We start from the raw sequence: 14,105 nt of genomic DNA on the forward strand, positions 1-14,105 counted from the left end.
TGCGGCAGCGGGGACGGACTCAGCTCGCGGCGGCGTCCTTCGCGCGGGCGCGCAGCGCGCGCGCGACACCGTCACGGCCCTCCGACAGCAGCCGGGCGAGCGCCGCGGGCGGCTTCTCGCCGGCCATGTAGGACTCGGTGCGGTCGATCGTGGACTGGTCGATCACCAGGAACGGGTAGGCGACCTCGGCGAACGTCTGGGACATGTCGCTGGTCCACTCCTTCCACACCCGGCCGACCTCGGCGAAGTACCTGTCCACGTACGGGACGAGCAGGTCCGCCTGGTCCGGCTCGACGAACCCGCCGAGCGTCGCGCGGTACACGGCGTTCGGCAGCGTGCCGCCGATGATCCGGTCCCACGCGGCGGCCTTGGCCTCGGCGGTCGGGATCGCGGCCTTGCAGCCCGCGGCGTGCCGCTCGCCCGCCGCCGTCCGGTCCCGCTCGTGCTCGGCGTCGATCTCGCCCTCGCCGGCCTTGCCGGTGACGACCAGGCGGCGCAGCAGCGCCCACCGCAGGTCGGTGTCGACGGTCAGCCCGTCGAGCGACTGCGAGCCGTCCAGCAGCGCCCGGACGAACGCCAGGTGCTCCTCGCTGACCGCCGACGCCGCGAACGCCTGCGTGTAGGCCAGCTGCAGGTCCGAGCCGGGCGCCGCCTCGCGGGTCAGCTCGAACAGCGTGCCGGCGAGCAGCGCCAGGCCCTCCTTGCGCCAGGACGGGTCGGCGTACTGCTGGACGGCCGTCCGCGCCTGCCGCAGCAGCGTCTGCGTGACCGAGATGTCGGTGACGCCGCGGATGCCCTTCGCGACGAGCCGGACGTAGTCGCGCGTCGCCATCTCCGCGTCGCGCGTCATGTCCCACGCCGCCGACCAGCACAGCGCCCGCGGCAGGCTCTCCTTGATGTCGCCGATGTGCTCCACCAGCGTCTTCAGCGAGTGCTCGTCGAGCCGGACCTTGGCGTAGGTGAGGTCGTCGTCGTTGACCAGCACCAGGTCGGGGCGCTTCTGCCCGACGAGCTGCGGCACCTCCGTGCGGGCGCCGACCACGTCCAGCTCGACGCGCTCGCGCCGGACGAGCCCGTCGCCGGTCCGGTCGTACAGGCCGATCGCCAGGCGGTGCGAGCGCAGCGTCGGGTAGTCGGCCTTCGCCTCCTGCAGGACGGCGAACGAGGAGAAGTTCCCGTCGGCGTCGACCTCGTACCGCGGCCGCATCGTGTTGACGCCGGCGGTCTCCAGCCACTCCTTCGACCAGGACGCCAGGTCGCGGCCGGACGTCTCCTCCAGCGCGTCCAGCAGGTCGGTGAGGACGGTGTTGCCCCACGCGTGCCGGTCGAAGTACCGGCGCACGCCCTCCAGGAAGTTCTCGCGGCCGACATAGGCCACCAGCTGCTTCAGGACGGACGCGCCCTTGGCGTAGGTGATCCCGTCGAAGTTCACCTCGACGGCCCGGATGTCGGGGATGTCGGCGGAGATCGGGTGCGTGGACGGCAGCTGGTCCTGCCGGTACGCCCACGCCTTCTCCAGGTTCGCGAACGTCGTCCACGAGCCCGTCCACTTGGTGGCCTCGGACTGGCACAGCACGCTCATGTACGTGGCGAACGACTCGTTCAGCCACAGGTCGTCCCACCAGCGCATGGTGACCAGGTCACCGAACCACATGTGCGCCATCTCGTGCAGGATCGTCTCGGCGCGCCGCTCGTAGGAGGCGTCGGTGACCCGCGACCGGAAGACGTAGTCCTCCAGGAACGTGACGGCGCCGGCGTTCTCCATCGCGCCCGCGTTGAACTCCGGCACGAACAGCTGGTCGTACTTGCTGAAGGGGTACGGCCGGCCGAACACCTTCTCGAAGTAGGCGAAGCCCTGCCGCGTCACGTCGACGATGGCCTCGGCGTCGAGGTGCTCGGCGAGCGACGCCCGGCAGTACACGCCGAGCGGGACGACGGTGCCGTCGTCGCGGCGGTACTCGTCGCGGACGGCGTGGTACGGCCCGGCGATGAGCGCGGTGATGTAGGTGGAGATCTGCGGGGTGGGCAGGAAGCGCCACGTCCCGCCCTCGACGCTCTCGGGGCTCTCGTTCGTGACGACCTGCCAGTCCTGCGGCGCCGTCACGGCCAGCTCGAAGGTCGCCTTCAGGTCGGGCTGGTCGAAGCACGTGTACATCCGGTGCGCGTCGGCCGTCTCGAACTGCGTGTAGAGGTAGACGCTCCCGTCCACCGGGTCGACGAACCGGTGCAGGCCCTCGCCGGAGCGGGAGTAGGCGCAGTCCGCGACGACGCGGAGCTCGTTCTGCGCGGCCAGGGAAGGCAGCGGGAGGCGGCCCTTCTCCCCGTCGTAGGACGCGGGGTCCAGCGCCTCGCCGTTCAGCGTCGCCTCGCGGACGACGGCGCCGTGCAGGTCGACGAAGGACGACGCGCCCGGCTCGCCGCAGCCGAACCGGATCGCGGTGGTCGAGCCGAAGCGCTCCTCGCCGGTGGTGAGGTCCAGCTCGACCGCGTACGACTCGACGGTGAGCAGCCGGGCCCGTTCCCGCGCCTCGTCGCGCGTGAGGTTGCCTGCCACATGTACTCCTTGGTCGGCTTATTTCTTTGCTGTCCTCATGTCTACCAACCGGCCGGGTGACAGGCCCGCACGCCACGGCCTTTCCGCGACGGGCTGAGCGGGATCCGGCGGGGGAGCGGGGGCGGGAATCAGCGCGGCGGGGGCCGGGTTGTCGGTGGGGAGATCTCACCGATGACGCTCGAGCAGCCGTAGGAGGCGACGTTGCCGCAGGACGCTCCGACACCCGTGGACTTCTGGTTCGACCCGCTTTGCCCGTGGGCCTGGATCACCTCGCGCTGGATTCTGGAAGTGGAGAAGCTGCGCCCGATCCAGGTGCGCTGGCATGTGATGAGCCTGGCCGTCCTCAACGAGGACAAGGACGTGCCCGAGGAGTACCGCAAGGGGCTCGCCGACGCCTGGAAGCCGGTGCGCGTGTGCATCGCCGCCGAGCAGAAGTACGGAGCCGACGCGCTCGGCAGGCTCTACACGGAGCTGGGCACGCGCCGCCACCACGAGAAGCAGAAGTTCGACCGCGAGTACTTCGAGGCCGCGCTGACCGCCGCGGGCCTGGACCCGGCGCTCGCCGACGCCGCCGACTCCACGGCGTACGACGAGGCGGTGCGCGCGTCGCACCAGGACGGCATCGACCGGGTCGGCCAGGAGGTCGGCACGCCGGTGATCGAGGTCGAGGGCAGCGCGTTCTTCGGCCCGGTCGTGTCGCCGATCCCGCGCGGCGAGGCCGCCGCGAAGCTGTGGGACGGCGTGGTCGCGGTGGCCTCCACCGACGGGTTCTTCGAGCTCAAGCGCACCCGCACCCGGGAGCCGATCTTCGACTGAGCCACCGCGTGAGCCACCGCGCCTGCCGCCGTGCGGGCCGATCGGGGCGGCTTCGGCCGTTCCGGTTGCCGCGCCGGTGCCCCCTCCGCCAGACTCGGTGCTCCGAGAAAATGGCAACGGTTTTCATATCCGAAACGGGGGCATTCGTGAAGGTTGCGTTCGTCGGCAAGGGCGGCAGCGGCAAGACCACCCTCTCGTCGCTGTTCGTCCGGCACCTCGCGCTGCGCGGGCTGCCGGTGGTCGCCATCGACGCCGACATCAACCAGCACCTCGGCGCGGCTCTCGGCCTCGACGACGGCCGGGCCGCCAAGATCCCGGCGCTGGGCGACCACCTCACCGAGATCAAGGACTGGCTGCGCGGCGGCAACCCGCGCATCGGCTCGGCGTCCACCATGGTCAAGACGACCCCGGCGGGCACCGGGTCGCGGCTGCTGCGGCTGCGCGGCGACGACCCGGTGCACGCCCTCGGGCAGGACGTGGACGGCGTGACGCTGCTCGCCACCGGCCCGTTCAACGACGAGGACCTCGGCGTCGCCTGCTACCACTCCAAGACCGGCGCGGTCGAGCTCTACCTCAACCACCTGCTGGACGGCCCCGGCGAGTACGTCGTCGTCGACATGACCGCCGGCGCCGACACGTTCGCGTCCGGGCTGTTCACCCGGTTCGACCTGATGTTCCTGGTCGCCGAGCCCACCCGGAAGGGCGTCGGCGTCTACCGGCAGTACGTCGAGTACGCCCGCGACTACGACGTCGCCATCCGCGTCGTCGGCAACAAGGTGCAGTCGGACGAGGACGTCGCCTACCTGCGCGAGCACGTCGGCGACGACCTGCTCGTGTGGCTCGGCCAGTCCGCCGCCGTCCGCGCGATGGAGCAGGGCCGCTCCGGCGCGGTGCTGGAGGACGGGAACGAGGCCGCGCTCGGCCGGCTGCTCGCCGAGGTCGACGCCCAGGCCAAGGACTGGGACAGGTTCCAGCGGCAGGCCGTCGAGTTCCACCTCAAGAACGCGCGCAGCTGGGCGAACCGCGCGACCGGCGAGGACCTCGCCGCGCAGGTCGACCCGGAGTTCCGGTTCCCCCTCATGCACGCCGGGTGACCCGTGCGCGCCGGCTGACGTGCACGCCGGGTGACGCCTACGCCGGGTGACGCCGGGCCTACGCGGGGCGCCATCGGGCCTACCGGCGCGCGCGGTTCCGCACTACCCTGCCCGCCATGACGATGCGGCGGATGTTCATGATGTCCGGCGGCTCGCTGGTGCCCCTCGCCGTGCTGGCCGTGCTCGTCGGCAACCAATGGGTCGTCGACGCGATCATCAAGAGCGACTTCAGGCTCGACAAGGGGATCGGCCCGCTGGTGGCGCGGCTGCTCTTCCTGTCCTGGCGCTTCACGCCGCCGCACGGGCTGAGCTGGCGCTACGCCGTGACACTCGACTTCACGACGCTGCTCGCCCTCGTCGGGACGGCCCTGCTCGTGGCGGCGGGCGCGCGGTCGGTCGACGCCGCGCGCGGCCCGGTCGGCGCGCTGATCACCGGCTGGTGGGCGGTGATCGCCGCGGGTGGCGTCGCGGGGTTCGTGTTCGGCCTGCTGCAGAACTGGGCGCTCGGCTTCCACGCCACCTCGATGAGCACCAACATCTTCAACGGCATCGACAAGGGCGCAAGCGCGGGCCTGCTGTACGGCTGGCTCGCGGGCGCCGGCGCGCTGGCGGGCTACCTGATCGGCCGTCCGCGCGGCCAGGCCGCCCCGCAGCAGTACGGGCAGTACGCGCCGCAGCAGCCCTTCGGGGCCGCCCAGCCGCCGTACGCCGGGCAGCAGCCGTACGCATCCCAGCAGGCCGGGCCGCCGCAGCAGCCGTACGGGCAGCAGGGCTACGCTCCGCAGCCGTACGCGCAGCAGCCCTACGGCATGCAGCCGGGGGTCCAGCAGCCTGGTGTTCCGCAGCAGGGCGCGCAGCCGCCGATGCCGACGGCGAACGACCGGCCCGCCCTGCCGCCGTCCCATCCGGCCGCCGTCCCCTACGTCCCGCCGGCGCGCCCGGCGCAGTCGCCCGGATGGGAAGGGGTGCCCGTCCCGCCCCAGCCCGGTGCCCCGGCGCCGCAGCCCGCCGCGCCGGCCGCCGAGCCCGCCGCGCAGGAGCCCGAGGCCGCCGGGGCGCAGGACGGCGAGGAGCCGCCGGCGCCCGGGCCCGAGGCCGCCGCGCCGGCCGGCGCCGCCCCCGAAGCCGCGGCGCTGCAGAGCCCCGCCGCGCGCACTGAGGACGAGGAAGACGACGAGGACGACCTCGCCGACCGGACGATGGTCGACCGCAAGCCCGACCTGCCCCGCGACCCGGACCCGATGCCGCCGCCGCAGTAGCGCGGGCCCGGTCTGGCGAGTGTGAACAGGGCCTCACGCCCCCGGCGCGCGCCGGGGGCGCGGGCCTGCGAGAATCGGGCCCATGCGCGTGTTTCTGGGAACCGACCATGCCGGCTTCGAGCTGAAGGAGCACCTGGTCTCCTGGCTGAAGGCCAACGGGCACGAGCCCGTCGACTGCGGCGCGTTCGAGTACGACGCCGTGGACGACTACCCGCCGTTCGTGCTGCGGGCGGCCCGGCGGACGGCGGCGGAGCCCGGCACGCTCGGCATCGTCATCGGCGGCTCCGGCAACGGCGAGGCGATCGCGGCCAACAAGGTCGCGGGCGTGCGGGCCGCGCTGGTGTGGAACGAGGACACCGCGACGCTGGCCCGCGAGCACAACGACGCCAACGTGATCAGCATCGGCGCGCGGCAGCACGACGCGGACACCGCGACCCGGTTCGTCGAGCTGTTCCTCGGCACGCCGTACTCCGGCGAGGAGCGGCACAGCCGCCGGATCGCGATGCTCGGCGACTACGAGCGGACCGGCGAGCTGCCGCCGCTGCCCGACGAGGGCTGACCCTCCCGCGTTCTCCGGCCTCCGGGCCCCGGCGGGCGGGTCACAGCCCGTTCTCCGGGGCCTTCCTGGCGCCGCCGCGCTTGCCGAGGCGGCGCCGCTCGTTCTTGGCGGCCCGGGACCTCTTGGCCGGCTCGGCGCGCGGCGCCTCGCCGCGCTCGCCCGGCTCGGCGCCCGCCGCGGGGGCGCCGACGCCGTCCGGCCATGGGCGCGAGACGTCCCGCGCCCGCATCGCCGCGTTCACGGTGATGCGCATCCCCGGCTGCCCCATATGCCGCCTCCCTCGCGTTTCCGAACTTCGGCTCGGAGTGGGTCTTACCCACAGGGAGCGGAGCTGGACCGTTTCAACGCGTCACCGGTCGCCCGGATGCCCGCCGGTCGCCGCGAATGCTCGGTACAGTGCCGGAGACATGCTTCAACGACTGGTGCAGATGCTTCCGCCGCGGGTCCGCGCCTTCCTGCGCAGGATCCCGCCGCTGGTCGCGCTGTACCGGGCGATGCGGCAGGGGCGGCTCACCAGGGAGCGCAACGTCTTCGCGGTGCTGGCCGTGGCGGCGATCGCGATCGGCGTCGCGACGGCCGACGACACCCGCGGCCTGGCGCCGTCGGGCGCGCTGGTGCTCATCGTGCTGGGCGGCGGGCTGCTGCTGAAGGTGCGCAGCCTCATCGCGCTGCTGGTCGTCGTGGTCGCGATGGTGTCCTACGACGCGCTGCAGGACGTCGCGGCGATCGGGCCCGGCATCGTCGCGACGCTGACGATCACGGCGGTGCTCGCGCTCACCCTCGCCCGCACCCGCCAGCAGCTCGGCGTGCAGGGGCTGCGCGGCGACTCGATGCTGCTGGAGCTGCGCGACCGGCTGCGCCGGCAGGGCGAGATGCCCGAGCTGCCGGACGGCTGGGCGTCGCAGGTCGTGATGCTGCAGGCGGGCGGCTCGTCCTTCGGCGGCGACTTCGTGGTGTCGTCGCTGCAGGACGGCACGCTGGAGGTCGCGCTGGTCGACGTGTCGGGGAAGGGGACGGACGCCGGCACCCGGGCGCTGATGCTGTCGGGCGCCTTCGGGGGGCTGCTTGGATCGCTCCAGGCCGACCGGTTCCTGCCCGCCTGCAACGTCTACCTCCAGAAGCAGGGCTGGGACGAGGGGTTCGTCACGGCGGTGCACGTCGTCGTCGACCTGAAGACCGGGGAGTACACGGTCGGGTCGGCGGGGCACCCGCCCGCCGTCCAGTTCGACGCGGGCAGCGGCGCGTGGCAGGTCAGCCCGGCCAAGGGCGTCGTCCTCGGCGTCGTGCCCGACCTGCACTGCGTCCCCGAGCGCGGGGTGCTGCGGCCCGGCGACGCGCTGATGCTCTACACCGACGGCCTCGTCGAGTCGCCCGGCAGCGACCTGGACGCCGGGATCGACCGGCTGCTCGGCGAGGCCGAGCGGCTCGTCCCGCAGGGATTCGGCACGGGCGCGCGGGAACTGGTCGAGACGATGGCCGCCACCCGCGACGACGACTGCGCGCTCGTCCTCATCTGGCGCACCTAGCGGCGCACCTAGCGGCGAACCGGCGGCAAGGGCGGCGCGCGCGTCAGCGCGGCTTGTGCTTGCCCTTGCCCTTCGCGTGCTTGGCCTTGTGCTTCGGCACGTGCTTCGTGACGTGCGCCCGCACCGGTGCCCGCTTGGACGGGCGGGGCGTCGCCGCGCGCGGCTTCTTGGCCGGATGGGCGGACACCGTCGGCATCACCGGCGCCGAGGAGTGCGGATGCGGGTCGCCCCTGCCCTGCGTCAGCCCGAGGATGACCGCGCCGACCAGGACGGTCCCCGCGGCGGCCCCGGCCGCGGCGAGCACCCGGGTGCGGTTGATGGACAGCGTGCCCGCGATGCCCATCGGGTTGAACGCCCGCGTGTCGGTGGACGCGGCGTCCCTCGCGGCGTCCCCCGCCGCGCCCGCCCGCGGCAACGACCCGGACGGCGTCGCCGGGGCTCCATCGGACGCCGTCGCCGGAACCCCGCCGGGCGGCGACGGCGGCACCGCGGCCGCGGGCGCCCCGTTCGGCGGGGCCGCCGGCCAGTCGCCCGCCTGCGGCTGCTCCACCAGGCTGAGCAGCAGGTCCGAGGCGCTCGGCCGGCCCGCCGGGTCGTGCGACAGCGCCGACCGGACGGCCGGCAGCAGCGGCTCCGGCAGCCCGGACAGGTCGGGCGCGGCGTCGGTGACCCGCAGCGCCTCGGGGTCGCCGCCGAACGGCATCCGCCCGGTGCCCGCGTGCGCGATGAGGCAGCCCCACGCGAAGATGTCGGCGGCCGGGGTCGCCGGGCCGCCGCGCAGCACCTCCGGCGCCATCCAGCCGGGCGTGCCGAGCACCTTCCCGGTCGCCGCGGTGACGCCGCCGGAGTCCTGGCTGCGCGCGATCCCGAAGTCGATGACGCGGCAGCCCGACAGCGTCAGCATCACGTTCGCGGGCTTCAGGTCGCGGTGCACCAGCCCCGCCGCGTGGATCGCCGCCAGCGCCGAGGCGACCCCGACCGCGACCCCGTGCAGGTCGGCGGGCGGCAGCGGGCCGCCCGAACTGAGCCGCTGGTGCAGCGAGATCCCGCCGACGTAGTCGGTGACGAGGTAGGGCCGGCCGTCGTCCTCGCCGTGCGCGAGGACCCGCGCCGTGCAGAAGGACGCGACCCGGCTCGCCAGGTACGCCTCGTCCTTGAACCGCCGCCGGTACGACTCGTCCCCGGCGAGGTGCGGATGGATGGTCTTGACCGCGACGCGCCCGCCGGACACCGGATCGGTGCCGAGGTAGACGGTGCCCATCCCGCCCGACCCGAGCCGGCCCAGCAGCGTGTGCCCGCCGACCGTACGCGGGTCCGCCGGCTCGAGCGGCCGAATGTCTCCGTCCATGGCGGTGTTCCCGACTCCCTTGCGTCTCCTGCGTCCATCCATCCCCGTTAGAAGGGAGATTATGGCGCGTTCCCCCAGGAAGAAGTGGAAACGTGATCGTCACGTCGATGTAGCGTCCAGTCCACAGGGGGCGGGCAGAGTGGGACTCGTTCGGCAGCGAGCCCGGTCCCGTCGGATTCTCCTCCTCGGCGCGCGGGCGGCGGGCCCGCTGGCGGCACCGAAGGCGATGCCCGCGCGGGCGGCACCCCAGGGGTGGGAGGCGCCGTCCGCGCGGGCATCGGCCACTACCGCGCCGAGGTTTCACCCGGCAATGGTCCGGTAACAACCAGTTCTGCGCACTCCTCCCGGGCGCGGGACGCGGCGCCGCACCGGCGGCTGCGTGACGGGGAGGGGAGAGCGCCGGGGTGCGGGTTCTCTGGAAGAGGCTGTCGCCCTCCTGCTGGTCGGTGCGGGCCCGGATCACCGCCGCGGCGACCCTGATGGTCGGCCTCGTCCTGGTGGCCGGCATCGTCGTGTTCTACACGCTGGTCCAGCGCACCGTGTACGGCGGCCTGCACCAGCGCGGCGACCTCGTCGTCGACGACCTGGCGACGCTGGTCCGCCAGACCGACCCGCGCGGGCTGCTGCGCGTGGAGGACCCCGACTTCTCGCTCCTTCAGGTCCTCGACCAGGACGGCCGGGTCGTCGCCTACAGCGACGCCCTGCGCGGGCGGCGGCCGCTGAAGGTGCCGTCCCCCGCGGTGGTGAGCCGCGCCGAGGATCACATCGTCCATGCGCAGCGCATCAACGCGGACGTGTACGTCGTCGAGGAGCGCATCCGCACGTCGTTCGGGTTCCGGACGATCTACGCGGGGGCGCCGCTCACCGAGCTGACCCGCAACAAGGGCGCGTTCATCGGCCTGCTCGCGGGCGCCGCCGTCACCGGCACCGCGCTGGTCGCGTGGATCGTGGCGGGCGCGGTGCGGCGCGCGCTGCGGCCGGTGCGGAAGATGAGCGACGAGCTGGCGGACATCACCGGCGGCGAGCCCGGCCGGGTCACCGTCCCGGACGCGGCCGACGAGGTGTCGGAGCTGGCGCAGTCGGTGAACCTGACGCTGCACCGGCTGGAGGGGGTCATGGAGCGGCAGCGCGGGTTCGTCGGGGACGTCTCGCACGAGCTCCGCAGCCCGCTGACCGGGCTGCGGACGCAGCTGGAGCTGGCGCTGCAGGACCCGGAGGACGAGGACTGGCCGGCGGTCGCGCGGGCGGCGCTGGCGGACGCCGACCGGCTGCAGGGCATCGTCACCGACCTGCTGATCCTGGCGAAGCTCGGCGCGGGCGTGCACGTGGAGCGCGAGCGGGTCGACTTCGGCGCGCTGGTGCGGGCGGAGGCGGCGCGGCGGGACCGGCGCGTCCCGGTGGAGATCGACGCGCCCGATGGCATCGGGGTCCGGGCGACGCCGGAGCAGCTGGTCAGGCTGCTGACGAACCTGCTGGACAACGCCGAGCGGCACGCCCGGTCGCGGATCTGGGTGACCGCGGCGCGCGACGGCCCGGACGCGGTGCTGGAGGTGCGCGACGACGGGTCGGGCATCCCGCCCGAGGACCGGGAGCGGATCTTCTGGCGGTTCCAGCGGCTGGCCGAGGGGCGGCGCCGCGACAAGGGCGGCACCGGCCTCGGCCTGACCATCTCCCGCGACATCGCGCGGGCGCACGGCGGCACGCTGGTGGCCGCCGACAACGAGGGCGGCGGCGCCCGGTTCGTCCTGCGGATCCCGGCCGAGGAGCGTTGACTTGCGGCGTGTCGTCCTTAAGAGCGCCGTTTTAAGGACGACACGCCGCAAGTCAACGGCGTGGGGGGCGGCGGCGGGCGTGGCCGGTGGCCTGCTCGAACGCGTGCCCGATCCGCAGGACGGCGAGGTCGGCGCGGTGCGGGCCGACGATCTGGAGCCCGACGGGCAGGCCGCCGGGGGTGAACCCGGCGGGCACCGACAGCGCGGGCGAGCCGGTCGCCGACACCAGGAAGCAGGACCGCATCCACTCCAGGTAGTCGGGCATGGCGTGCCCGGCGACCTCGTGCGGGTACTCCAGGTCCGCGTCGAACGGCGGGACCTGGCTGACCGGCACCAGCAGCGCGTCGTAGCGCTCGAAGAACGCGCGGACGCGGTGGAACAGCGCGGTGTGCAGGACCTCGGCGCGGCCGACGTCCGCGGCGGTGAGGACGCGGCCCTCCTCGATGTTGCGGGCGAGCGAGGCCTTGAAGTCGGCGCGGCGCTCGTCCAGCAGCGGGCCGAGGGCGATGTCCCAGTGCCAGGCCCGCAGCGTGCGGAACGCCTCGTCGGCGCCGGTCAGGTTCGGGCAGTCCTCCTCGACGGTGCAGCCGAGGTCGGTGAAGACCTTCACGGCCGGTTCGAGGACGGCGGTGACGGCGGAATCGACGGGGACGGTGCCGCCGAAGTCCGGCGACCACGCCAGCCGCACGCCACGCATGTCGCGTTCCAGGGGGACGTCGAACGCGGAGCCGGGCGTCTCCAGCGCGATGGGGCTGCGCGGGTCCGGCCCGGCGAGCACCGACAGCAGCAGCGCCGCGTCCGCGACCGACCGGGCCATCGGGCCCTGCACGCCCATCGTCGCCCAGCCCGCCGGCACCGGCCAGGACGGCACCCGGCCCGGTGACGGGCGGAACCCGACGACGTTGCAGAACGACGCCGGGTTGCGCAGCGAGCCGCCCATGTCGCTGCCGTCGGCGAGCGGGTGCATCCCGCACGCCAGCGCCGCCGCCGCCGCGCCGCCGCTGCTGCCGCCCGCCGAACGGGAGGGGTCGTAGGGGTTGCGGGTCAGCCCGAACAGCGGGTTGAACGTGTGCGACCCGGCGGCGAACTCCGGCACGTTCGTCTTGCCGATCGTGATGGCGCCGGCCGCCCGCATCCGCTCGACGACCAGCTCGTCGGTGTCCGGGACGTGGTCGGCGAAGATCGGCGAGCCGGACGTGGTGCGGATCCCGGCGGTGGCGTGGGTGTCCTTGTGCGCGATGGGCAGCCCGTGCAGCGGACCGGGGTCCGCGCCGGACGCGAGCCGCTCGTCGGCGGCGCGGGCCTCGTCCAGTGCCCGCTCGGCGGCGAGCGTGACGATGGCGTTGACGTGCGGGTTCGTCCGTTCGATCCGGTCGAGGTGGGCCCGCACGACCTCCCGCGCGGACAGGTCGCGGGCGCGGATTCGGCGGGCGAGGCCGCGGGCGGAGGAGAAGCAGATCTCGTCGCTTTCGGAGGGCACCGGCGTTTCCCTTCCCTGAGCCGTGTCGATCTCAGAGCCGTGTCGATCTCAGTTTCCACCCCGGGTGACCGTACGGCCGTGCTCGCGGCCATCATTCTGGGAAGGCGGTCATCATCCGGGAGGGCGGTCGTCCGGAAAGGGCAGGGGAGGCACGGTGACGGAACGGGTCGGTGCGCGGGAACTGCTGCGGCGCGTGCTGGACGGCGGGAGCTGGACGTCCTGGGACGTGCCGCCCGCCGGGGAGCCGGAGCCGGGCACGCCGTACGGGGACGATCTCGCCGCGGCCCGCGAGCGCGCCGGCACCGACGAGGCCGTCGTCACCGGCGAGGGGCTGCTGCGCGGCCGGCGGGTCGCGTTCGTGGTGTCGGAGTTCCGGTTCCTCGCCGGGTCGATCGGCTCGGCCACCGCGGACCGGATCGTCGCGGCGGTCGAGCGCGCGACCGCCGAGGGCCTGCCGCTGCTCGCCGCGCCGTCCTCGGGCGGGACGCGGATGCAGGAGGGGACCGCCGCGTTCGTCCAGATGGCGCGGATCACCGCCGCCGTCATGGCGCACCGCGCCGCGGGACTGCCCTACCTCGTCCACCTGCGGCATCCGACGACGGGCGGGGTGTTCGCGTCGTGGGGGTCGCTCGGGCACGTGACGGCCGCCGAGCCCGGCGCGCTGATCGGGTTCCTCGGGCCGCGCGTCTACGAGGGCCTGTACGGGGAGCCGTTCCCGCCGGACGTCCAGGTCGCCGAGCACCTGGCGGCGAAGGGGCTCGTGGACGCGGTGGTGGGCCTGGACGACCTCGCGGAGGTGGCGTCGCGGGCCCTGTCGGTCTTGTGCGCGGGGGCGGTCCATGGTGTCGGCCCGGCCCGCCGCGTCGAGGGCCCGCCCTCCGAGGGCCCGCCCTCCAAGGGGCCGCCGTCCGGGACGTCCGCCGATGACGACGCGTGGGACTCGATCGAGCGGTCGCGCCGCCCGGACCGTCCCGGCGTGCGGGAACTGCTCCGGTACGGCGCCGCGGACGTGACGCTCCTGTCGGGCACCGGGCAGGGCGAGGCGGGGCGCGGGCTGACGCTCGCACTGGCCCGCTTCGGCGGCGCGCCGTGCGTGCTCGTCGGGCAGGACCGGCACGGCCAGCGCGCCGGGCACCCGCTCGGCCCGGCCGGCCTGCGGGTGGCGCGGCGCGGGATGCGGCTGGCCGCCGAGCTCGGGCTCCCGCTGGTCACCGTGGTCGACACGCCGGGCGCGGTGCTGTCGGCCGACGCGGAGGAGGGCGGGCTCGCCGGGGAGATCGCCCGCTGCCTCGCCGACCTGATGACGCTGCCGGCGCCGACGCTGTGCCTGCTGATGGGGGAGGGGGCGGGCGGCGCGGCGCTGGCGCTGCTGCCCGCGGACCGGGTCCTCGCGGCCCGGCACGGCTGGCTCGCGCCGCTGCCGCCGGAGGGCGCGTCGGTGATCGTGCACCGGACGCCGTCGCGCGCCGCGGAGCTGGCCGCGTCGCAGGGCGTCCGCTCCGCCGACCTGCTGCGGGACGGCCTGGTGGACGCGGTGGTCGACGAGCGCCCCGACGCCGCCGACGAGCCGGAGGAGTTCTGCCGGCGCGCCTCGGCCGCGCTCGAACGGGAGCTGTCCGGCCTCGCGGCGGGCACCGCCGCGTCCCGGCAGGCGCGGTACCGGCCGTCCCGTTGACCCCATTTCATTTGGGTACGTA

The 14,105-nt window shown here is 74.3% G+C and carries 11 protein-coding genes; 7 read left to right on the forward strand and 4 right to left on the reverse strand.

Annotated features, from left to right (window positions below; all coding sequences use genetic code 11):
* Positions 1 to 19: 19 nt before the first annotated feature.
* Positions 20 to 2,554, reverse strand: a complete 2,535-nt coding sequence (pepN, locus tag J4709_RS31035) for an aminopeptidase N (protein WP_208245884.1) — start codon at positions 2,552 to 2,554, stop codon at positions 20 to 22.
* Positions 2,555 to 2,755: 201 nt separating this feature from the next.
* Here pepN and J4709_RS31040 point away from each other — a divergent pair, with 201 nt between their 5' ends.
* The 4 genes from J4709_RS31040 to J4709_RS31055 all read left to right on the forward strand — a co-directional run bounded on the left by J4709_RS31040 (position 2,756) and on the right by J4709_RS31055 (position 6,282).
* On the forward strand, positions 2,756 to 3,370 hold the full coding sequence (locus J4709_RS31040) for a mycothiol-dependent nitroreductase Rv2466c family protein (protein ID WP_208245893.1): 615 nt from the start codon (positions 2,756 to 2,758) through the stop codon (positions 3,368 to 3,370).
* 146 nt (positions 3,371 to 3,516) lie between these two features.
* Positions 3,517 to 4,464, forward strand: a complete 948-nt coding sequence (locus J4709_RS31045) for an ATP-binding protein (protein WP_208245895.1) — start codon at positions 3,517 to 3,519, stop codon at positions 4,462 to 4,464.
* Between the two features lie 116 nt (positions 4,465 to 4,580).
* Entirely contained in the window at positions 4,581 to 5,723 is a 1,143-nt protein-coding gene (locus J4709_RS31050) for a hypothetical protein (protein ID WP_208245897.1), read from the forward strand.
* An 82-nt stretch (positions 5,724 to 5,805) separates the two neighbouring features.
* On the forward strand, positions 5,806 to 6,282 hold the full coding sequence (locus J4709_RS31055) for a ribose-5-phosphate isomerase (protein ID WP_208245906.1): 477 nt from the start codon (positions 5,806 to 5,808) through the stop codon (positions 6,280 to 6,282).
* Positions 6,283 to 6,322: 40 nt separating this feature from the next.
* Here J4709_RS31055 and J4709_RS31060 read toward each other — a convergent pair whose 3' ends face one another.
* The gene (locus J4709_RS31060; protein ID WP_208245908.1) at positions 6,323 to 6,550 is read right to left on the reverse strand and encodes a hypothetical protein; all 228 of its coding nucleotides are present in this window, start codon (positions 6,548 to 6,550) and stop codon (positions 6,323 to 6,325) included.
* Positions 6,551 to 6,689: 139 nt separating this feature from the next.
* Between J4709_RS31060 and J4709_RS31065 the strand changes: the two genes are divergently transcribed.
* Positions 6,690 to 7,808 (forward strand): PP2C family protein-serine/threonine phosphatase, encoded by a 1,119-nt coding sequence (locus tag J4709_RS31065; RefSeq protein WP_208245910.1) that lies wholly within the window; start codon positions 6,690 to 6,692, stop codon positions 7,806 to 7,808.
* A gap of 43 nt (positions 7,809 to 7,851) precedes the next feature.
* Here the strand turns inward: J4709_RS31065 and J4709_RS31070 are convergent, their stop codons facing one another.
* Positions 7,852 to 9,156 carry a serine/threonine-protein kinase gene (locus J4709_RS31070; protein ID WP_208245912.1) on the reverse strand — a complete coding sequence of 435 codons (1,305 nt, stop codon included), beginning with the start codon at positions 9,154 to 9,156 and terminating at the stop codon, positions 7,852 to 7,854.
* A gap of 404 nt (positions 9,157 to 9,560) precedes the next feature.
* Between J4709_RS31070 and J4709_RS55010 the strand changes: the two genes are divergently transcribed.
* Entirely contained in the window at positions 9,561 to 10,928 is a 1,368-nt protein-coding gene (locus tag J4709_RS55010) for a sensor histidine kinase (protein WP_208245914.1), read from the forward strand.
* Between the two features lie 52 nt (positions 10,929 to 10,980).
* Here the strand turns inward: J4709_RS55010 and J4709_RS31080 are convergent, their stop codons facing one another.
* Positions 10,981 to 12,408, reverse strand: a complete 1,428-nt coding sequence (locus J4709_RS31080; RefSeq protein WP_307801682.1) for an amidase — start codon at positions 12,406 to 12,408, stop codon at positions 10,981 to 10,983.
* Positions 12,409 to 12,562: 154 nt separating this feature from the next.
* Between J4709_RS31080 and J4709_RS31085 the strand changes: the two genes are divergently transcribed.
* Positions 12,563 to 14,083, forward strand: coding sequence for a carboxyl transferase domain-containing protein (locus J4709_RS31085; RefSeq protein WP_208245916.1), 1,521 nt, complete (start codon positions 12,563 to 12,565; stop codon positions 14,081 to 14,083).
* The last annotated feature ends 22 nt before the right edge of the window (positions 14,084 to 14,105 follow it).

The organism is Actinomadura violacea (assembly GCF_017573465.1).
GTDB classification, from domain to species: domain Bacteria; phylum Actinomycetota; class Actinomycetes; order Streptosporangiales; family Streptosporangiaceae; genus Spirillospora; species Spirillospora violacea.